The sequence below is a fragment of the Sphingobacterium micropteri genome, from assembly GCF_014692515.1.
Lineage (GTDB): Bacteria > Bacteroidota > Bacteroidia > Sphingobacteriales > Sphingobacteriaceae > Sphingobacterium > Sphingobacterium micropteri.
This window is the reverse complement of sequence record NZ_JACOIK010000006.1, coordinates 82,372-105,516: the sequence shown is the minus strand read 5'-3', so window position 1 is coordinate 105,516 and position 23,145 is coordinate 82,372. Positions and strand designations below refer to the sequence as shown.

Below are 23,145 nucleotides of genomic sequence, written 5' to 3'. Positions count from 1 at the left end.
GAATATCTATAGCTTCATAAGTTGTCCTGAACATTTTCTGCCTGGCAGATATTGCCGAAAGTGTTGGTCGCACTTTCGGTTTTTTTGTTCTTCTCGTCGCTAAATCATAACATAAGCTTTTTTTAGGGTTTATTGGATTGCATTTTTAACCTTGTTACGGACGGCAACCGTCCGATCTTTGACTTCAAATATCACATCGCCTGCCTCTCGTAAAATGTTCAAGACTGTCTGTAGATTACTATTCCGTGAGATACTGCCCGAGAAAACCTCATCAGAAGGCACATAGCCCCTATAATCAATCGCAATATCATACCAGCGTGCTATGCGTTGCAATACTTCTTTTGCCGTCTCGTTGCGGAATACGAATTCGCCGTTCTTCCAGTCTATATAATCGTATACATCCACTTTATATTTTTCTAGTCCATTCTTCCCATTCTTTCCCTGTTCACCAGGAAGAAGTGTCATGTCTTCACCAGATCGACGTGTTGCGACACGAACTTTACCATCCACCAAGGTGGTCTTCGTTTCCTCTTCATCGCGGTAAGCCGAAATATTAAACTCCGTACCTAAAACTGTAATCGTTTGGTTGGCGCTGACGACTTTAAATGGTTTAAATTGCGCGGCCTGGTTATCAGTTTGTACACGTTTTACATCGAAATAAGCTTCTCCTTCCAATTCCACGACGCGCTCTCCTTTAGCGAAATGGGTGGGATATTTTAGCGTTGATTCAGCGTTTAACCACACCGTTGTTCCGTCGGCCAGCGTAACTTTATATGTTCCGCCACGTGGTGTACTTAGGGCCAACCATTGTGGAGAAGATGATTCCAATGCTAAGACAGTGGATGTTCCATCATTATACGTGATCTCTTGTCCATCGACGACAATACCATCACGACTTTCGTCCAACGTGAGTATCCTGCCGTCGGCAAGTGTTATCTTTGCTTTATTTCCTCCCGGCATAATATCTATTTCAGACACAACGGTATCATCAGCTTTCGGTGAGAATATAAACCATGAAATCGCGATCATCCCTGATATAAACACAGCCGCCACATAAGGAAGCCAACGATATAAATCCGATTTCTTTTTCGATGCAATATGTTTTTTCAACTTTAATTTTACCTTATCGGTCAGGTCTTCTACATCCCTGGATGGACTGTGCGCGATCGTGTTCGAGAATTCTTTACGCAAAAGATGATCAAACTCTTCTGGTATACCATGATCTTTAAAATAGTCTAGCATTTCTACTACTTCTTCCTCAGAAATAGAGCGGTCTATATATTTTCTACATAATACTTCGATATCGTATTGGCTCTTACCCATTATAATATTTCGGCTAACTTTATACATTACACCTCAAATGCCAAAAGCAAGCAAAGAGAATAAGATATATTTTCCAACACACTGATAATCAGCAAGAAAAATTAAAAAAAGAGAAGAATAAGCGCGGTATATAAAAATCCAGAAAGCTCCGATTGATTTTTAAGTTCTCCTTTTAAGAAAATATTGGCATTTCTAATATGACTATTAACAGTCGTTATCGATATTTTTAACTTTTCACTCACCTCTTTATAGCTTAATCCATCAAGCTTGCAAAGCATATATACTTTCTTTTGCTGAGGTGGTAAGCGATCTAACAATGTCTGCAGTAATTGTTGAATTTCCTTATTTTCCATCCACTCCTCCACGATATTACTATTCGCCGTTCTACAGTACGTCAGAAATTCTTCCCGCAGACGATTGTCGTTCGCTATTTTACGAAATACATTCTTGGTTTTATTTATTGCGCTCCGGTATAGGTAAGCCGGAACGGACTTTGAAGCATCCATGTCATGTCGCTTTTCCCATAACATTATAAACACCTCTTGCAACACCTCTTCGGCCAATTCGGAGGAATGTAGCAGCCGGATAAGATGAGTCGCCAGTTCATCTTTATACCGATCATAAATCTCCAAAAAAGCTCTTTCGTCGTTATTATTCAATAAGACAACCAATGCTTCATCCGTATGACTTTTTAGGTGTTTCATAGTCCATCTCTACAATAGCAAGATGTTATTTACGACTTTTGATTTATAATATAGCGCTTTCTATTTATGCGCCATGAAGATACGAAAATTATGATATCTTTTTAGCGGCAGATATAATTTTCACCGCAAATCCTGTATCCTCAGAGGTCCTTTTAATTTAATGCTTTCAGCCTGCTTACTTGCCCCTGCTCTTTCCCCCTTTTTCCATTCTACCGGCAAACGCTTTCCGTTCACATCATCCCTATCCGGTGTAGGGTGTTTTGGAACAGAATCGCCCGTTTCTTCGATCCAGTGATCCATCGCTTTCCGCAAGTAATCGAGTGATTCCTGGTGTTTTTTATCGGAAACAAGATTTTTAAACTGGTAAGGATCGGTACCCAGATTGTACAATTCTTCGCGCTCACGCGGAACAAGAAAAACATCCTCTTGCTCTGGTGAAGTCAACTTCTTCTCATGAGCGTCCCATAATTCCCGTCCTGCAGGAAACTGACGTGTGGATTCACCCAGCAAATTTTGACGTTCGGGAAAAGCATTTCGGATATATACCCAATCTTTGTATCGTACCATGCGTTCATGTGCCTGAAAAACATGCCAGTTATGCTCCGCAAAAACAAAATCACGGAGGTGAGACCATTCCTTGTCCTGTAAAATGGGATGAAAACTTGCTCCTTGCATGTGATCATCGATCTTATTACCCGTCAAATGCAAAATGGTCGGTGCAATATCCACCGAGCTTATTAAAGCAGTTGTACTCCCCTTATCTACATCGGGGCCATAGACAATGAAAGGCGTTTTGATCCCGCTATCATATAACCTTCCTTTATTTCTTGGAAAAGGCCGACCATTGTCACTCATAAAGATGATATACGTATTCTCCAAAACTCCTTGTTTCTTCAGTGCTTTGACAATTTCCCCCAAATAGTAATCCGCGCGTGATACTTCATGATAATACGCTGCCAGATCCTCACGTGTCTGTGGGCCATCGTATAACATCGGCGGCACGATGATATCCTCGGGATTGTATACGGTTCCTTTATCGTTAATCTGCCAGTCGCGATGCGCATCGTGTGACGCAAACCAAAAGAAAAACGGTTTGTCTTTAGGCCTGCTTTCTATAATCTCGTTCCAATCCTCTTCTCCCCCCGGGCCCTTTCCTGGCGAAATCATATCAAACGCGTGCTTCGTTTGTGGCCCCATATGGTTCTTACCGGACAACACCGTATAATATCCTGCTTCTTTCAATAGCTGTGGAAACATGACTTGACCCTTAGGAAGCGGATCATGTAGTTCCGGTGCTCCCGTATTGTGTGGATATCGACCTGTAATAATACTAGAACGACTTGGACTACAACTACTGGTTGTCAGGTATGCATTTTCAAACTTAAGTCCTCGTGCAGCCAAACTATCGATATTTGGTGTCCTAACGTTTGGATTCCCGTAGCACGCTAAATCATCCCATCCAATGTCATCGGTAATAAAGAAAACAAAATTTGGTTTGTTTGGTTGCTGGGCCTGTACAGTCGGCATAATGGCCGTCAAGTCGCCACCGCAGATGATGAAATTTATCACCATCAAAAATAACACTAAATTCTTCATGTGTTCTACGCTTTGATTAGCGATACGATGTATTTGAGTGAAACAAAAAAGGAACTGGCTTTCAGTTCCTTTTTTGTTTCCTTAGACTTTATAATATTGTTCCCAACCTTTAGCTGGTGGCGGTCCTACCAACAATGCATTTGCAAATTTATCGTTAGTAATCTCTTTTTTTATAGGGTCAAATTCTATTTTGCCGTTTAATCGCTGGCTGATGACTCCTAAGCAGAACACTTGACTCAACGGTCCCGCAATATCAAAAGATGATCTTGTCTTTTCTTCGCCTTTACAAGCTTTTAAGAAATTCGCAAAATGGTTAGAAGGAGACTGCGGAACCTCTGGAAGCTTATTCGCTAAATCCTTAGCTTTCGACTCCGGAATAATTTGCAGTGTACTCCCGTGGGAACCTCCCTTAAAAGTCAGGTCTTTTCCGTAGATAATCTTTCCTGGGTTAAGCTTTGCCGGCTCCAATTCACCTGTACTCGGTGGCGGAATATTAGGATCTAACCCCGAAACACCATAGCCTTCTGGAATTTCAGGTAGGTTGTCCAATCCATCATACCAGGTGATGTCTACAGCCGGCATTTTTTTCCGTTTTGGAAAATGGAACTTAATGGTGGACGACATAGGGAAAAAGAAAGCGTTATGTCCTTCCAAATACGTAGCCTCCACCTGTGTGGGCAGACCCAGTTCCAGAAACTCGTGTGCGGTATCCAAGATATGTGCACCCCAGTCGCCCAATGCTCCCATTCCGAAATCATACCAACAGCGCCATTGACCGTTGACAAAATCTTTGTTGTAGTCATGTCCCAACGTTTGCATTTGCCATAATTCCCAATCTAAGGTAGATGGAATCTTTTCTGCCGGTGGAAAATTTTTCATATTTGGATCCCAAGTGTGCCAACGGCGTGCATTATTCATATGTGCATCAATCCGGGTGACATCCTTGATGATTCCAGCATCTTTCCACGCTTTGAACTGGAAATAGTTTGCTTCGGAATGCCCTTGGTTACCCATTTGGGTGACCACCTTACTATGCTTCCGTGCTTTTTGCATCATCAGTTCTACTTCCCAGAATGTCTGCGCCATCGGCTTCTCGACATATACGTGCTTGCCCAGCTCCAAAGCCGTCATGGTTATCGCGAAATGGGCAAAATCCGGCGTACCGATCGAAACCGCGTCAATTTGATTGCCCATTTTGTCGAACATTTCCCTAAAATCTTGAAAACGAGGAACGTCTGGAAACATCTTTAAAATAGCCTGTGTATGTTTGGCATTCATATCGACATCGCACAGCGCAACAATATTACAAAGCCCTGTTTTGTACAGATCACGGATGATTTCACCTGCGCGATTTCCTACGCCTACGCAAGCCAGATTCACTCGCTCATTCGCAGAGGCGAAAGGTATTTTCCCTAAAACGCTATTCGCCAATAGTACACCTCCGCCTGCCATGACGGCACGGCCGATAAAACTACGACGTGATAGATAATGGTTCATATTTTTCTTTGTTTAGCGGTAATTACTTAATTTTCTTGATCTTAATATTTCTGAAAGATACGTTGTCTCCATGATCTTGCAACAGGATATGTCCCTGTGGTGCCTGTCCAAAATTATCCCAGTCCTTATATTTACTTTTCGCAACCAGATCAAGATAATCTTGCGATCCACGTTTGTATTCAACCATCTTCACACCGTTCAAATAGTGTGTGACCGTATTGTCTTCCGAGACAACTACTCGACCACGGTTCCATTCGCCTATTGGCCGGCGCGCACGTCGGTCTTTATTAGATGTGATCAGATCATACAAGGAGGCTAGCGTCCGGTTTCCGTCACGTCCCATTTTTGCATCTGGGTGCTTTTCGTCATCAAGCACCTGAAACTCAAGCCCGATCGCAGAACCTTTAGTTTTTTCTTTCAGTGTCACAAAATATTTCACCCCACTGTTTGCCCCTGGCGTCAGTTTAAACTCAAAAGATAAGTCAAAAACAGCATATTGATCTTTTGTAATGATATCGCCACCATTGGTAGACTCACCACCGTCCGATTTCATTACGGTAATCTCTCCGTTGCCTACTTTCCATCCTTTCGCCGGAAATTCATCGCCACGTACGCTACGCCATTGATCCGCTTTGTGGCCATCAAACAACAATTTAACACCTGATTTCTTTTCCGCACTGCTTAAGTCATTAGGTTTCAGGTTAACAACAAATACATCTTTGGAAAAGGGTTTCGGTTTCAGTTTTTGTGTTTGGATGCGGATATTTTTAAAGTATACTTTCTTACCGTGTAGATCAGCGGAGATGCTGTGTACCTGCAGACCTATAAAACCCGTTCTGTCAATTGTATCAATAACATGGGATACGGGAATATCGTTCACCCATGTGCGTGTTTCATCACCAATAGCCTCGATGCGTATACGGTTAAACTCATTCGCTTTGTAAGCCGATTTTGCCGCCTCATTCAGGTCCAAGGGATAGAGCCATCCACGACGCGCTTCGTCGTAGATACCGCCAGTCCATGCGCGTTCGGAGGGATCAATCTCTACTTGTCTGCCATATACCTTACCTTCACCATTATTTGCATTAGCATCGTAATGACTACGTGTCTGGATACCGGAATTCGTTCTATCTCCCTCTAATTTTACATCAACCTCCAAGATAAAATCACCATATTCCTGCTCTGTAATCAAAAAAGAGTTAGGCGTACCTTTGGTCATCGTTCCTACTATCGCACCATCTTCCACGGTATACGGAGCTTTTCCGCCCACTGGCTTCCACCCTTGTAGTGTTTTGCCATCAAACAGGTCTTTCCATTTTCCTTTACTTTGTTGTGCTTCCACCTGTATAGGCTGGTAAGCTATCATTCCTGCAACCGCAGCAATTAAAAATTTTGATACTGTGTTCATTTTCATTTTATTTTAAACGCCCTAAACTTTCGGCAATTTATATCCATTCTGGTATTCTGCTAATAAATAACTGTTGGCCTTTTTGTCCGTAAACTTATGTTTCGTCTTATCCCAATATAGTTTCTCACCTGTCCGATAGGCAATATTCCCCATCTGACAGAAATTGGCGATATGCGCCCCAACGTGGATAGGCGCATGCAACAGGTTACGATCTCTCTTTGCTATCGCCTGCACAAAGTTCTGCATATGAACGTCCAACCCATTGTCTTTCGGTTTTTGAAGGGAAACCGCTTCCATTTTTCCTTTTTCCGGAATGACCTCCCAGCCATCTCGATTCAAAACCAGGGTACCATTGTTACCAATGAAAGCAACACCATGATTTCTTCCGTATGGTCCCAGCCCTAATCCCAAAGCGTGCTCCCACTGTATACTGAAGTCTTCAAATTCATAAACCACATTCATGGTATCCGGTGTTTCCGCAGCACCATTTGGATCTGCATATTTACCACCAGAAGCCATAACAGATATCGGATCGGAAACTTTCATGCCCAGTAGCGCATAATCCAGCATATGCACGCCCCAGTCGGTCATGAGTCCACCTGCATAATCCCAAAACCAACGGAACTCAAAATGGAAACGATTTGGATTGAAAGGTCTCCGAGGTGCTGGACCTAACCATCGATCATAATGTACACCTGCAGGAACCGGCGCATCCGGCTTTTTGTCAATAGTTTTTTTCCAATCCACATAGGACCATGCCTTTACCGTTCTTACTTTTCCTAATTTCCCCGAATGCACGAAATCAATAGCATCCCGAAAATGTTGCTGACTTCGTTGCCACTGACCCACCTGCACGATACTTGAACTGTTATCAACGGCCTTGACCATCAAATCACATTCCTGTACGGAATTACCAATTGGCTTTTCCAGGTAAACATGCTTTCCCGATTTGACGGCGTCTATGAGCTGTAGACAATGCCAGTGATCAGGCGTGGCGATAATGACCACATCGACTATATCTTCCGCCAACATATCTTGGTGGGAAACAAATGTTTTGACTTTTATACCTCGCTCAGCTAGTTCAGCGGAACGTTTTTCCAACACATTCTCATCTACATCACACAGCGCAGTACATCGCACATTCGCATTCTTCAATATCGCATTTAAATTTGCCCATCCCATTCCGTGCGCGCCGATCAAGCCCACCCTAAGGAGTGCTTGGCCAGCAAGAGCTTCAGAAAAAGGCATAAAAGCAGATGCAGCAAAAATCGATGAAATCTTTATAAAATCTTTTCTGTTCATTGCGTACTTTATTTTTTCCGATTTCAAGAAATTCAATCTTATTCTTTCGGGCTTACAATTAAGTCAAATGTAAAGAATATCGAACGTAGTTTCTGCACGCGTAATATTTAATTTACGAAAACGTTGTAATTTTAAAGGGGTTTAATCTGCTTTAACCGTGGGTCCGTTAACCTTTAATTCTCCATTTTCTGTTAGCTGCAACTCATCTAAAAATACCAAGCGATCGTCGCCGGTTTTACTTGTTCTGCCATGGTATACACACCACATCTTTCCGTCCCGGTCTTTCAACACACTATTATGCCCAGTACCCGATACGATACCGCCACTTTCTGTATTTTTTTGTAAAATAGGATTTGTTTCCGATTTCTGAAACGGCCCTAGCGGACTATTTGCTGTTGCGTAACCCACTGCGTAGTGTTTTCCACCAAAGAAATTTGCAGAGTACATCATGTAATAGGTATCGTTATGCTTCATCAGATAGGATCCTTCGGTCCATCTACGGTTTACTTCACCAGAAGTTACCGATCGGCTTTCCCATTCCGCTTGTTGATCACTCATGGAAACAGGCGGTCTAAGCAAGAGCACCGGTTCTCCAATGACAGAAGAGAAATCACCTGCTAACTCCACGCCATAAATCCAGCTTTCTTCGATTTCATTAAACATTTTTTTCTCGCGCGCCCAATCTGCAATTTCGGATTCCACTGCGTGTTTGTAGCAGCATCTCGAATAATATAAATACAACTTACCGTCCTCGGCGAAATAAACATTGGCATCGATAATGGGATAACCCGGATCAAAAAGAGGCTCTCCCGTCATATCTTCAAATGGACCTGTGGGACTCTCCGAAACAGCCACACCGATTTTATAATTTTCCAATTCGTTGTTCGGATTGTTCTTCCAATGCGCACTATAGAACATATAGTACTTCCCATTGCGTTTATATACCTCTGGCGCCCAAAAATCTTTTGTTCCCCATGACTTCTCTTGATCTGACGAATAGACCTGACCGCGTTTTTCCCAAGTCTTTAAATCTTTGGACGAATAGGCCATGAAACCGTTTTTCACACCACCGGTTCCATACATGTAATACATATCCGATTCATTATCATAGACAATAAATGGATCGCCAAATGCGACATCCAATGGGTTATTAGATCCATAAACCTCCGTTTTTTCCTCGGCTTCTTTCTTATCTTGATTTTGCGTGCTACCGTTATTGCACGATATCACGGTGAATAGCAGCGCTACTCCGGTAAAAAAATATTTATTCATGTTTCTCAATTTTTCTATTGCTTAAAATATGGTTTATTCTGTGCATTCGTACTCGGCATATCATCGTTAATAATTGGCCAACCAGCTACCCAATCAACTTTGTCTAGAAATAACATCCGTCTGCTTGCGCCGCCGGAAACTTTTCCTTTTTCTACGTCAATTCCATGGTATAATATCCAATCTTGATTGGCATCATCCGTTACAATGCGCGAACCATGTCCGACTCCTACAAATTTATCATTTGCTTTTAAGATTAATGTACCATTTCCGCGCTCTTGTAGATCACGTCCCTCTTTATCTAAATAAGGTCCTTGCAGGTTTTTGGATCTTCCGACGACCATATGGTATGTGCTACGCACTCCTTCGCAACACGAGCCACGCGAACCGATAAAATAGTAATACCCATCACGTTTATGAATTATAACTGCTTCCAAATCTCCGGCTGCAATTTTAAACTTTGAATTAGCATCCGTAATGGCTAAGCCATCTCCCTGCAAAGGAACGCCAAAGGTACCTTGTTTAGGACCATTGTCAAAACTCCCCCAGAACAAGAATTTCTCACCATTCTCCTCCCATAAAAAGGGGTCGATGGAATTCGGCACATCAATTGATTTACTATCAAAAATTTTCCCGTGATCTTTAAATGGCCCCTCCGGCTTGTCTGCGGTCGCCACACCAACACCTGGATTCGCATCGCCCCAGGTTGAGTATGCATAGTATAGGAAATACTTGCCGTCCAGATAGACCGCTTCTGGCGCCCAAATCCCTCCGCTTTTCTTCCAGCTAGGAATGGATTCAAAAGCTTCGCCCACCACTTCCCAAGTGGTCAGATCGTGCGACTTTAATACAGGAACCAGTCTACTTCCCGCTCCATCTCCCCAATCGTCTTGGGTACCGTAAGCATAAAAGCTTCCCGAAATAGGATCCCTCAGCACAGTGGGATCAGCCAGAATGGGTTCAAAAACAGGATTGGTAAATTGATTTTTAACCTCCGGCTCCTTTTGGCGATAACCTTGTCCCTGGCCGCCTGTGCTGGTTGCGCAAGCAAGATATAGACAAGAGGAAATAACTGACAAAAAAGGCAAGATAAGTTTTTTACTTTTTTTCTTCATTCGTATGTATACTACTGATTTAATAACGATCAAGGTTAAGCTTAAATAATACGTTTATAATTGTGCTTTCTACAAAGCACTGCGGTCTATATAAAAATTTATAAAAGCCAGAGACAAAAATGCGGAACGCTTCTCATTAAAAGTAACCATTTCAAGTCAAAAAGAAATCATTTTGTATCATCAAACAGCCCTATTCTGTAAAAAGCAAATGTTTTATGATTGAGACAAAACAACAATTTATTGATACAATCAAGCAATTTCTATCGTTGAATATTACCAAACTTTGTCTGTTAAGTTTCTGTTAAGAAACCAATATAAACATGTTTTAAAGATGTAACTAATATAAGTCTTATGTTAATTCCTTACAAAACTAAGCGCCATTTTTGGTTGGCGAAAACGAAATGGATATCGGCCAGTTGCCTATTTTGTTTGATTGCCGTCAGTAGTCCGAATGCTACATCGGCGGCAAGTTCAGCCGTACGGGTCGAAAACCTGAATGTACAAAACAAAGAAATCCGCGGCCGAGTAACCGACTTGGAAGGCACACCTTTAGCAGGTGCAACCATCATGGTTAAAGGAACTTCTCTTAGCGTAGCTTCTGATGAGCAAGGCCAATATAGCTTATCCATTCCTAGTACGGCACAAACGCTGGTTGTGACACTTATAGGTTACGAAATGCAGGAACTGCAAATCGGATCACAAAATGTGATTAATGTTTCTTTATCGAGCGGCACCGATGCGCTGGAAGAAGTAGTCGTTGTGGGATATGGCACGATGCGGAAAAAAGATTTAACGGGGTCTGTTATACAGATTAAACCCGATCGGATTGCAAACGAAAACCCAAGGACAGTACAAGATATCTTGCGTGGCACACCCGGCGTGAACACAGGGTTTAATCCATCTGCAAAAGGTGGAGGCTCTTTGCAAATACGTGGGCAACGATCGGTCTATACGGATGGAAACCATAACAGCCCATTAATTGTAATGGATGGTATGTTTTTTTATGGTGAGCTCTCGGAAATAAATCCAGACGATATTGAACAAATCGATATTTTAAAAGATGCTTCCGCTGCCGCAGTTTATGGTTCAAAGGCCGCTAATGGCGTGATTATTATCACGACTAAGAAGGGCAAGGTGGGCAAACCCGTTGTGAATGTGACAGCAAATTTCGGCGCTACCGGTCCTGCCTCTGTCATGAAGAGATGGGATACAGAAGCTTATATGCAGCATCGCCAAGACTGGTTGACAAAAAACACGTATGGTGTTAACGCCGAAACTGGTGAGTATGAAGCGTACCAAACAGGTGTATTTGCTAGTCAACCGGGTTTTTTTATGCGTCCTGACCAATTGCCATCCTCAATATCATTGGATGGTTGGCGTGCATATAGCACCAACGACGAAGGTGAATCCGATTTAAGTATATGGGCACGCCGCTTGGGCTTTACAGGAAATGCGCTTGACAATTTTATTAATGGCAAAGTAACAGACTGGACAGACAAAACGTTTCGAACGGGTTTTGATCAAGATTACAACGCTAGTGTTAGCGGAGCCACCGAACGAGCAAATTATTATTTCTCGATGGGGTATTTAAAGAATGAAGGGGCGTTAGTTAGTGACAATTATCGGGCAATACGCTCCAATATGAAAGTTAATTTCAACGTAACGGATTGGTTTGAGCTCGGCGCTAACGTCAACTTTCAGGACCGATCGGACGGCAATGTAGATATTGATATAGATCAAATGATGCGCAATAGTCCTTATGCGGACTATGCCGATGAAATGGGCAATCCAATACAATTTCCGCTAAGTTCGGAATTTAGCCAGCGTGGATATAATTATGATTTTCAACGTCAGTTTCTCGAACTAGATAAAGGATACACCGTATTCAATACGATATTGCAGGCCCGCATCAAATTACCCTTTAATATTTCTTATGCGTTCAATGCGGCTCCCCGCTATCAGTTCTTTTATGATCGGTATTTTATGTCAGCCGAATTACCAGGATCGGATCCTAAAACTCGCGGAGCTAACAGGGAACAAGCTAAACGTTTTGATTGGTCCTTGAACAACACTATTACTTGGGAACAAACCTTTGCTGATAAGCATCGCTTTAACGTCACACTAGTTCAAGAAGCAGAACAACTGCGCTACTGGTCTGAGCGAATAGAAGCGCGGAATATCTTACCCTCTGACGCTTTGGGCTTTCACGGCGTTGGCTTCGGAAGCAAAGAAGACAGCAACTACTCGAGCAATGACACCCACGAAACTGCGGATGCGCTGATGGCTCGGTTATTTTATAATTATGATGAGCGTTACATGCTGACTGCCACCGTCCGCCGAGATGGCTATTCTGCCTTCGGTTCCACCGACCCTTATGGTATATTTCCGTCGCTGGCGGTAGCTTGGAATTTTTCCAATGAACCTTTTTTTGACAAATGGAAGCACATCATGAATTCGGGTAAACTGCGTGTTTCCTATGGCAAGAACGGCAATCGGTCGTTGGGCTCACCGTATCTGGCGCTAGCCAACCTATCTCGAGGGGGAGGAAAGATGCAAGGTTACCTCAACACTTCTGGGCAACTCGAATTATACCGCTACCTAATGATGGATCGACTGGCTAACCCGAATCTGGAATGGGAAAAGACATCCGCATATAACGTTGGGTTAGATTTTGGATTTCTTAACGATCGCATATCGGGAACTTTCGAATATTACAATATGCGAACACACGACATGATTATGGAGCAGCGTCTTGCTGGATTCTCTGGATTTAATAGAATTAATACCAATTTAGGTTTAGTAACAAACAAAGGTATAGAGATAGCCTTAAATACGCGGAATATTGAGCATGAAAACTTCCGGTGGTCAACCACGCTCGGTTTTTCTTACAATCAAAATAGGATAAAAAATCTTTATTATGATTATAAAGACGGAAAAGAAATGGATGATGAAGAAAACAAATGGTTTATTAATCAGCCAATTAGTACCATTTGGGATTATCGGGTAACAGGTATCTGGCAATCGCATGAGATTGATGAAGCGACTCGATACGGACAGAAACCCGGCGATCCAAAAGTGGAAAATATCTATACGGATGATGACGTTGTGAACGATGACGGTTCGGTTACTCCGGTTTACAACAATAACGACAAAGTATTTCTTGGTGAAGGTGTCGCACCCTATCACTGGTCTCTACGCAACGAATTTGTATTATGGAAGGATTTCACATTCTCTTTCCAGCTCTATTCGTACATGGGACATAAAATATTAGCGGGTAATTATCTAAACAACGATGATAATGGTGGACGTATGCAATATGCCTTGGCTAATCTGCATGCTAAAGAATATTGGACACCTGAGAACCCAACTAATGAATTTGGACGGATTGAAGCGACTGGACCAACAGGAGCCGCCGGAGCACAGAAATTATATAGTCGATCGTTTATTCGTCTAGACAATATCTCTGCAGGGTATACATTACCGCAACGCTGGACATCCGCATATAATATCAATCGGATAAAGATATTTGGTGCCATCCGCAATACAGCGCTTTGGACACAGGACTGGAAATATGGCGATCCGGAGGTAAATCCCGACGATTACTATGCAAGATGGGCGTCCCGTACGTTTACCCTTGGATTTAACTTTACTTTTTAGAAGATTAAGAAATAAGAGATATGAAGCAGATAAGAACACATATAAATCGTTTTGCATTTGGCTTATTGATAGGTGGAACATTATTGGGCAGTAGCTGTTCCCGGGACTTTCTAAATCCAGATCCACTATCTTTTTATGAACCTTCTACTACCTTTACGACACGATCGGGTATAGAGGCGACAATGGCGATTTGCGATCGTCACCTAAAACTGTACTGGATGACAGATCACAATGAAATGCTTTCACTAGGCACGGAATATATTTTTTCGGAACTGATGGTCGCTGCGGCAACAGATAAGCGTAATATGATGGCTGATGTTGCCAATATGCTGACACCGACTAGTGATGATGGTACTACCCAAAACAATTTAGATAGAACCAATAGTCTTTGGTATTTTTGGGACGAAACATACAAAGGTATCAGGAATGCAAATACTATACTTCATTACGTGGACGACGTTCAGGAATTGGATGATGCAACCAAAAATATGTTTAAAGGCCAAGCCTATTTCCATCGTTCTTTCCGGTATTTAAGTTTGGTATTTCAATATGGTGATGTACCTCTTGTAACTAAGTTACTCGAAGTTCCTAAACAAAATTACCGGAGCACAACACGCGAAGCGATCCTAGAAATGATCACAAGTCAAATGGAATTCGCTGTCGAATGGGTACCCGAGCAAAGCGAAATCGGGCTTATTGGTATGGTTAATAAAGGAGCCTGTCGCATGCTTTTAGCAAAGTGTTATCTCGCTATCGGCGAGTATGAAAAAGCGAAAGAACAAACGGATATCCTGATTGAACAATCTGGATATAGTCTTATGACTAACACTTTCGGTACTTTTAACGATGGCGGCGAACCGGAAACATGGCCGATCACCCGCAATGTGATTTGGGATTTACACCGTGCTGAAAATAAATTAATTTCCGCAAACCGAGAGCTTATTATGGGGATGCCGAACCGCGGATCCGACGCAGAATCATTTGTAAAAATGTTGACCATGCGTATCTTATACCCTTTCGTTTTCGACAATAGGGTGCAGGCAAAAGACGGACGTCAGGCGCTTCTGAATATACGTCGCGAAACACCCGATTATAACCGACAGTACGATTACATGCGCGCCATGGGTCGTGGTATAGGAACTTTTCGTCCTACACGTTTTCATATGACCAACCTTTGGATGGTAAACGGTGTAATGGACGAAACCGATTTACGTCACAGCTCCGAAACCGGTAATTGGGTTCGGATGGAAGATTATCGCGTCAATAATAAAGCTTCTTCTGCGTTCGGAACTCCGTTGACACTATTCGACGATAATGGAAAGTTACTTTGCAGTGATACTATTCGTCGCTGGTTCGATGTACCCCATTATAAGTTATATTTAGACGATCCCGTCGCCGAAGCAAATATCGTCGGTTCCGACGGGTATCGCGGTGCTACGAATGGTGGTAATGCAGATTGGTACCTTTACCGCTTAGCAGAAGCATATCTCCTAAGGGCTGAGGCTAAATTTTATATTAACCCCAATGACCCGACGATCAAGGATGACCTAAACATAATAAGACAACGTGCACAATGCAGCGAACTTTACACAGGTGCGGTAACGATCGGCGATATCATGAATGAGCGCGCCCGCGAATTGTATTGGGAAGAATGGCGTAATGTCGAATTGAAACGTGTATCACTATGCTTGGCTCGAAGCGGCAGACCCGATGAATGGGGAAATACCTATACATTGGAAAACTATGACAAACAGCAAGGAACTGATGCGAACGGCGGTAGCTATTGGTATCAACGCATTGTCCATTATAGTATGTACAATAAGGGTCCGATACAGATCAATGCCCCTGGTAATAGTAATCCACATTATCGAATGGACAAAAAAAATATGCATTGGCCAATCCCCAACTCCGCAATCACCGCCAATAGTAAAGGACGCTTAGCACAAAACTATGGCTATGATGGCTACGATCCAGCAACACCAAAATGGGAAACGTGGGAAGAAGCGGTGGCCGACGAAGACAGCACAGGAGATTAATTTATAATCATATGAAAAATTTTATCGGAACGAATAATAGGCTTCAAAGCCTATTATTCGCCTTTCTATATGTAACACATCTACAAATAGCTTCTGCGCAAAACGTCAATAATACGTCCCATGATCCTAACGGACCAAACATTATCATCATCATGGCGGATGACCTTGATGTTCAACAACTTAGTTGTTATGGTGGAAAAAACTTAGAGACAAAGCACATCGACCGCCTTGCATCGGAAGGACTAAAGTTCAATTCCATGATTGCTTCGGAAGCGATGTGTATTCCCACGAGAGCTTCGTTATTGACAGGTTTATATCCTGCACGCCATGGAGCTTATCAAAATCACAAACCTGTGAACGATGGACTAAAAAGTATTGTTCATTATCTTGGGGATTTGGGATATCGCGTAGGGCTCACAGGAAAAGATCATATGACGAAACCAAAAGCGATCTTTCCTTTCGACCGCGTAGATGGTTTTGAACCCAATTGTGTCTCTAAGACAGATGTCTATTTTTTGGATAGTGTTCAAAACTATATCACAAAAGGTTCGCCGTATTGCCTATTCATTATGAGTAACAATCCGCATGCACCGTGGACTGTAGGAGACCCAAGTGAATTTAACCCTGCGGAATTGATACTACCCGCACACTGGGTAGATACAGAACAAAGCCGTACCGAGTTTCGTAAATATCTGGCGGAGGTCAGGCGCTTAGATAATCAGGTCGGCGATATTCTTGCGATGTTGGAAAAGACTGGTCAGGATAAAAATACCATCGTTATTTTTCTAGGAGAACAAGGGCCGCAATTTCCTGGCGGTAAATGGGGGCTGTACGACTATGGACAGAAAAGTGGCATGATCGTTCGGTGGCCAGAAAAAGTGAAGGCTAAAATAGAAACGGATGCGATCGTACAATACGAAGATATTACACCTACCCTTGTCGATATTGCGGGGGGAAAAGCCATTAGTGATCTCGATGGAAAAACTTTCAAAAAGGTATTGACGCATCCAGAGAAACCACACCGCGACGTAGCATTCGGTATTCACAACAACATTCCGGAAGGCCCAGCCTATCCGATGCGCAGTATACGCGACAACCAGTATAAACTTATTCTAAATCTCCTTCCGGAAGCCACCTATTCTATCAAATGGATGATGAATGATAAAGATCCTACATTGGTATGGCCGACTTGGATAGCGAAAGCAAAACAAGATCAAGAAGTAGCAAAATTAACAAACCGAATTTCATACAAACCAGCCATTGAATTCTACGATTTGCAACAAGACCCGAATGAATTGAATAATTTGGCGGAAATACCCGCTTACAAAACGTTAATCACACAATATACGAGTCGCTTACAAAAATGGATGAAAGAACAAGGCGATTCTGGAATAAATATGGATACAAAATTTTAAATCTAATCACTAAAAACAAACCTTATGTTAAAAAAGATATTTTTATTGTTAGTTGGAGTATGTTCGCTGCAACTGCTATTTTCCCAAGACAATTCATTAAAAAGTTTTCCAAAAGGATCAACACCGAAGGAAGTCGGAAAACGGCTAGCCGATCATTTTGTCGGTAGTCGACATGACCTTTATGCCGGGAGATGGATGCATTACGCTAGCGTCTGCGCCTGGAATGGGGCGTTGGACTACGCCTTGAAAACAGATGACAAAAAACTCATTAAACAACTAGAGAATAAGTTCGAGCCATTTTTCACGTATGAAAAAGCGTTGCTTCCTCCTATGAATCACGTGGATTACAATATGTTCGGAAGTCTCGCACTGAAACTCTATCAAATCAATAAGGATGAGCGTTACAAAGAATTAGGGTTAAAGTATGCAGATACCCAATGGGAAGTTCCCGCAAATGCCAAAGCAGAGGAGAAAGCTTGGGCAGATAAGGGGTACTCCTGGCAGACACGTCTCTGGATCGATGATATGTACATGATTACTGTTGTTCAAGGAGAAGCCTATAAAGTGACCGGTGACAAGAAATACCTAGACCGCGCGGCCAAAGAAATGGTGATGTATCTAGATGAGTTGCAACGCCCGAACGGATTGTTCTATCATGCTCCGGATGTACCCTATTATTGGGCACGTGGAGACGGGTGGATGGCTGTCGGTATGCCCGATCTTATGCGCATGATGCCCGAAGACCATCCAGATCGTCCCCGTATCATGGAAGGCTATTTAAAGATGATGAAAAGCTTGAAAGAACACCAGCAACCAAGCGGCATGTGGAACCAATTGATTGATGAACCGACATTTTGGGCAGAAACTTCTGGAACAGCCATGTTCACCTATGCTTTTATTGTCGGTGTGCAGGAAGGCTGGTTAGATGCGGCAGAATATGCCCCAGCAGCTCGTAAGGCTTGGCTAGCGATGATCCCTTTTATTGACGATCGCAACAACGTGACAGAGATTTGCATCGGAACGGGAAAAAAGAACGATAAGCAATACTACTATGACCGCCCACGTAATCCGGGAGATCTTCATGGACAGGCGCCTTATCTTTGGTGTGCGGCCGCTCTACTGGGAAAATAGCATGGACTAACAGCAGAAGTTATGAATTGGAAGAAAAGTATAATCAAAACGGGCCTTTTATTCACTACGGTATGTTGTTTATTGGCGGCATGTGAGAAAGGAGCTGATCCACAGAAACCCGATGAACCCAAACCAGAAGAACCAAAGAAAGGTGATCCTGAAAGTCCGGTAATAGATTTGCAGATCACACCTATCGAACAGCTCAATCAAGGAGCGCCAGTTCTCAATTCCCATGCTGATTTCACCTCTCGTTCATCCCTGAAAATGAATTACAGAAGTTACATCGGCATCGGTAAGACTGGTCTTGGTGTTGATAATCCGCGTTATCCACGTATTAAAAAGTTGGCCAATGGGACTTATATCCTATTTTACCACAATGCTCCGCAAACCATCGGTGCGAGTTGCGATTACGCCCTTAGTAATGATTTGGTGACATGGACACCAAAAGGCAAAATCTATCAGAATTATAGGATTGTCGACAGCAAAGGCGGAGAAAATGAACGTCGATTCGCGACCTGCGACGCGCTCGTATTAGCTAACGGGGATATCGTAGCGGTAGCTTCATACCGTGCCAATGTTGGTTACCGGGAGAGGCCGCTCGATGCCGGCCTTGCGTTGCGACGGAGCACAGACCACGGAAAAACTTGGAGCGAACCCATAGAGATTTATCAAGGCGTCAACTGGGAACCCTATTTGTTGCAGTTACCTTCGGGTGAAATCCACTGTTATTTTACGGATAGTGATCGTACCCTTATTGAAGGAACAGACACCGGTACGGCCATGGTTGTGTCCAACGACAATGGCCACACCTGGACACCTTCTTTCGGTTCAGATCCTTATTACGTGCTACGGACAAAACACGTGAAGGACGGAAATACATATTTTAATAACCAAATGCCTTCCGTGATCAAATTAAACGAGAGCAACGAACTGGCGGCTGCACTTGAAGCCAATATTGGTGGTTATCACATATCGTTTGCCTACTCTGGCGAAGACGGTCAATGGGAGCATCTTTCCGTGGATGAAGAAGGTCCTGAAGATCGCAATGACCTTGCTTTCGCAGGTAGCGCTCCCTATCTTAGACAGTTCCCATCGGGAGAGACCGTTCTTTCATACAACCACAATTCCAGATTTCATCTCAAGATGGGCGATGCAAAAGCACGTAACTTCGGTGAAAACTATTCTCCTTCTGTATTCACCAGTGGGTATTGGGGTTCATTGGAACTAGAGGATAGTCACCAAATTATCGGTGTGATGCCAAACACCGGGAAAGGCGAAGTTACACTAGCTAAATTTATACTTAATCATCGTATTCATGCTGTACAGCGAAACGTTGAAGTAGATGGTGACAATGCCGACTGGAAAAATACCGACGAAGCGCTTTTTGTAGGTGAAAAATCACAGGCACAAGCCACGCTCCGCATAGCAGCAAATAATGACAGTGTATATTTCTTAGTCGAGGTGCTCGACCACATGCTTTCCAAGGATGACTACGCCATGATTTATATAAGCGCTGCAGACAAGGACGTCTTGGGTGAAGGAGCCTACCGACTCAAAGTAGCATATGATGGGTTGAAACAGACCTCCATGTACACCAGTGGATGGACGAATGGCGGTCTAGATGCAAATGTTAAATCCAACTTCAAAGGTACGCTTGACGCCAACTTCGACCGTGATCACGGCTATATAGTGGAATTATCTATTCCTCGGTCCAAGTTAACAATCAAATCGGGACGATTATTGGTGAATTTCGCTCTTCACGATAGCGAAAATGGCGAAGATGCCCTGACAAGCACGAGTGGAACAAGCACAACGAAATGGATACCCATTACAGGACTATAAAATGAGACGAAACGATACACGACAAGTATGATAAAGTCACTATTAGACTACTTATCCTTTACCATACTGATGCTGACATCGGTGACAAATCTTTCTGCCCAGCCCGCACCCACTATCTATGAAGCGTGGGTACCGGGCTTTACCCAGTCGCTGGAAAACACACACGACATGGCTTTACCGGCATGGGGTCCCTATTCCACTAAATTTAACGGCATATCGCATGTGCCTGCAAAAAATGACGGTATTCGATTTGATGTGGTGGTACAGCCCTCGCTCTATTTTCGAAACGTCACACCATTGGCCAGCACGCAACGGGAGTCCGGTTATCATCCGTGGGATGCCTCAGCAGACCTTTCCTATTTTGCCTATAGGTTTCAGCTGGAATGGAAAGACCAGGTATACTGCGATGTTTCGTTTAGCAAAGTAGACGAAAACAGTCGTCTTATTCGGGCGGCTTATGTAAATAATACAGACCGTACCCGCAGCATGGCACTCAACATCTTCGCTTCGATCCAGTACCCTTACCAAAAAAGGATGGCCATTATCAAACCTCATGATGTCGTGTTTAATCAAGCTTCCGATTATCTGGACTTTACAGATTCGATTAAAGCCTTTAACTACAATTTGATTTACGACGGACAGTTAAGAGGTCAGATTAGAGATGAAAATGCCGCCAGTAAAACGGCCATTGTAACGGGAAAAAATTCGGGCGAGCAGCTCACCTATAGCCTGAAAAACGATCGAAATCTGCAGCACGGTGTCCTGCTGATCCGTTACCGTTCGGTTGATCAGGATGACGCGCAGCTAAGCATCTCCCTCAACAATAACACCGGCACAACTGCGACCCTGCCTTATACAAAGGGGTACTCCCTAGTACCAATCGCTGTCGAAGATATACCAAATGGTGCGCTGAACTTGACGCTAAAAACCTTAAACAAAGGCAAAATTGCGTTAGACGGATTCATGCTCCTGCAGCAAGATGAAATAAAACACATCAAATTTCAGGAAGAATCCATCAATCGGATACCGCAAGAAATCAAAAGTGATTTAAGGCATGCTGCGATATATAAATACGACGATATAGAGGAGTACTATGGTATACTATGGACCGATAGCCTTGCTGATCGGAGGATATTATTTGACGACAACCCTGACAAAGCATTAGCTCATCTTGATCATTTAATCAAAAAAGATCACCGATCGACCAACAAATCAAAAATAGGCGGCAACAATAGGGATTACTTTGAAAATATTTACGCGGCTCCGATAGTTGTTGCTCCTGGTCAGGAGGTAAACCGGTACGCGTATGTTGTTTATGGGAATAGCATGGAGGAGGTGCTGCGCAAAATGAAAGACTTTCATTTTGATGAGCCAACTATCGAAAGAATTTACCGGCAGCAACCAGCTATCTCCGATCGTTGGCAAGTAAACAAAGCTGGCGAACCTTATATTTTCAGCCAGCAGCTTATGGCGGCAACCACGCTTACCAACGTTAACTATCCGACATTTGCCGGCAATAAATATCTTAAACACACGACACCCGGCAAGAGGTGGAGCGCGTTTTACACTTGGGACGCGGGCTTCATCGGTTTGGGTTATAGCAAATTGAATTTAGGGCGTGCACTGGAGAGCCTCAATGCCTATACCATGGGCGTTAATGAGCAATCTGCCTTCTTAGAGCACGGCACTCCACTACCCGTGCAAGCATATCTTTTTAATGAGCTGTGGAACGACACGCAAAATAAAGAGTACCTCGCGTACTTTTATCCACGACTGAAACGTTATTATGACTATCTAAATGGCTTGGAAAGCTCGTCTACACGAAAACTTAAATCAAATTTGATACAAACCTGGGATATATTCTATAACTCTGGCGGATGGGACGACTACAGCCCGCAAGTATATATGCACAGACATAAACGGGCAAAATCTACAGCGGCGACCGTCAACACCTCGCATCAGATCCGATTCGCCAAATTACTGAAAATGGCGGCAACGCATTTAGGCTACCGACAAGATATAAAAAATTACGATGAAGATATCCAGCTATATAGCAAAGCTTTGCAAACCTGGTCGTGGGATGAAACATCCGGTTATTTTGGTTATGTGCAACATGATGAACAGGGAGAACCTACGACTATATTGCAACATGATTCCGGTGTTAATTTCAACATGGGTATCGATGGCATTAGCCCATTAATTGCTGGTATATGTACCCCTGAGCAGCAGAAACGGTTAGTCGATCATATCTTCAGCAAAAATAACTTATGGACAGACCAAGGCATTACCGCAATCGATCAATCCGCACCATACTACAACAAAGACGGGTATTGGAACGGCAGAGTGTGGATGCCACATCAATGGTTTATCTGGAAGACCATGTTGGATCTGGATGAACCAGAAAAGGCGATACAGATTGCGCAAACGGCATTGGACGTTTGGAAAAGAGAAACAGAAGCGACATATAACTGTTGGGAAAATTTTAGTGTAGAAACGGGAAACGGCGGTGGTTGGCATCAGTTTGGGGCACTATCTTCGCCCGTGCTGAATTGGTTCAATTCCTTATATCGACCTGGAAACGTGACGCACGGATTCAATGTATGGCCACTTGCACAAAAATTCTATGCGGAAAACAATGGATTTGAGGGCCAGTTTCGATTGTTTGCAGACCAAGGTGAGCATTCCTCCTCGCTGCTTTTCTGCTTGAATGATGCCTACGATTACCAAGCCACGCTCAATGGCAAAAGTGTCCCGCTGAATAAAGTACTCGATGGATTATACACGATAAAAATTGCCCTGGAGAAAAAACACAACAAAATTTTTAATTTAGAAATAAAACCGCAATAAACG

Annotated in this window: 14 protein-coding genes; 6 read left to right on the top strand and 8 right to left on the bottom strand. The window is 43.1% G+C overall.

The features are described from left to right. Positions 1-129: 129 nt before the first annotated feature. From H8B06_RS09630 to H8B06_RS09595, 8 genes are all read right to left on the bottom strand, one after another. Positions 130-1,323: a FecR family protein gene (locus tag H8B06_RS09630; RefSeq protein WP_190994073.1), complete on the bottom strand. Its 1,194-nt coding sequence runs from the start codon at positions 1,321-1,323 to the stop codon at positions 130-132. Positions 1,324-1,424: 101 nt separating this feature from the next. Further along, on the bottom strand, positions 1,425-2,027 hold the full coding sequence (locus H8B06_RS09625) for an RNA polymerase sigma factor (RefSeq protein WP_190994072.1): 603 nt from the start codon (positions 2,025-2,027) through the stop codon (positions 1,425-1,427). A 120-nt stretch (positions 2,028-2,147) separates the two neighbouring features. Further along, complete coding sequence (locus H8B06_RS09620) at positions 2,148-3,623, bottom strand: sulfatase family protein (RefSeq protein ID WP_190994071.1); 1,476 nt, start codon at positions 3,621-3,623, stop codon at positions 2,148-2,150. A gap of 81 nt (positions 3,624-3,704) precedes the next feature. Beyond that, a complete protein-coding gene (locus tag H8B06_RS09615) occupies positions 3,705-5,120 on the bottom strand; it encodes a Gfo/Idh/MocA family oxidoreductase (RefSeq protein WP_190994070.1) in 1,416 nt (471 codons plus the stop codon). Positions 5,121-5,142: 22 nt separating this feature from the next. Further along, positions 5,143-6,528: a 3-keto-disaccharide hydrolase gene (locus tag H8B06_RS09610; RefSeq protein WP_223857590.1), complete on the bottom strand. Its 1,386-nt coding sequence runs from the start codon at positions 6,526-6,528 to the stop codon at positions 5,143-5,145. A 21-nt stretch (positions 6,529-6,549) separates the two neighbouring features. Continuing rightward, positions 6,550-7,830, bottom strand: a complete 1,281-nt coding sequence (locus H8B06_RS09605) for a Gfo/Idh/MocA family protein (RefSeq protein ID WP_190994068.1) — start codon at positions 7,828-7,830, stop codon at positions 6,550-6,552. Positions 7,831-7,971: 141 nt separating this feature from the next. After that, complete coding sequence (locus tag H8B06_RS09600; protein ID WP_190994067.1) at positions 7,972-9,102, bottom strand: glycoside hydrolase family 43 protein; 1,131 nt, start codon at positions 9,100-9,102, stop codon at positions 7,972-7,974. Between the two features lie 14 nt (positions 9,103-9,116). Next, positions 9,117-10,214, bottom strand: coding sequence for a family 43 glycosylhydrolase (locus tag H8B06_RS09595; RefSeq protein ID WP_190994066.1), 1,098 nt, complete (start codon positions 10,212-10,214; stop codon positions 9,117-9,119). A gap of 351 nt (positions 10,215-10,565) precedes the next feature. Here H8B06_RS09595 and H8B06_RS09590 point away from each other — a divergent pair, with 351 nt between their 5' ends. From H8B06_RS09590 to H8B06_RS09565, 6 genes are read left to right on the top strand one after another with little or no spacing between them, the layout of a single operon-like run. Then, positions 10,566-13,871, top strand: a complete 3,306-nt coding sequence (locus H8B06_RS09590) for a SusC/RagA family TonB-linked outer membrane protein (RefSeq protein ID WP_190994065.1) — start codon at positions 10,566-10,568, stop codon at positions 13,869-13,871. 20 nt (positions 13,872-13,891) lie between these two features. Further along, the gene (locus tag H8B06_RS09585) at positions 13,892-15,907 is read left to right on the top strand and encodes a RagB/SusD family nutrient uptake outer membrane protein (RefSeq protein ID WP_190994064.1); all 2,016 of its coding nucleotides are present in this window, start codon (positions 13,892-13,894) and stop codon (positions 15,905-15,907) included. An 11-nt stretch (positions 15,908-15,918) separates the two neighbouring features. After that, positions 15,919-17,322: a sulfatase family protein gene (locus tag H8B06_RS09580; RefSeq protein WP_190994063.1), complete on the top strand. Its 1,404-nt coding sequence runs from the start codon at positions 15,919-15,921 to the stop codon at positions 17,320-17,322. A gap of 24 nt (positions 17,323-17,346) precedes the next feature. Continuing rightward, positions 17,347-18,453, top strand: coding sequence for a glycoside hydrolase family 88/105 protein (locus tag H8B06_RS09575; RefSeq protein ID WP_190994062.1), 1,107 nt, complete (start codon positions 17,347-17,349; stop codon positions 18,451-18,453). A 21-nt stretch (positions 18,454-18,474) separates the two neighbouring features. Further along, positions 18,475-20,295: a hypothetical protein gene (locus tag H8B06_RS09570; protein ID WP_190994061.1), complete on the top strand. Its 1,821-nt coding sequence runs from the start codon at positions 18,475-18,477 to the stop codon at positions 20,293-20,295. Positions 20,296-20,322: 27 nt separating this feature from the next. Beyond that, positions 20,323-23,142 (top strand): MGH1-like glycoside hydrolase domain-containing protein, encoded by a 2,820-nt coding sequence (locus H8B06_RS09565; protein WP_190994060.1) that lies wholly within the window; start codon positions 20,323-20,325, stop codon positions 23,140-23,142. Positions 23,143-23,145 lie beyond the last annotated feature (3 nt).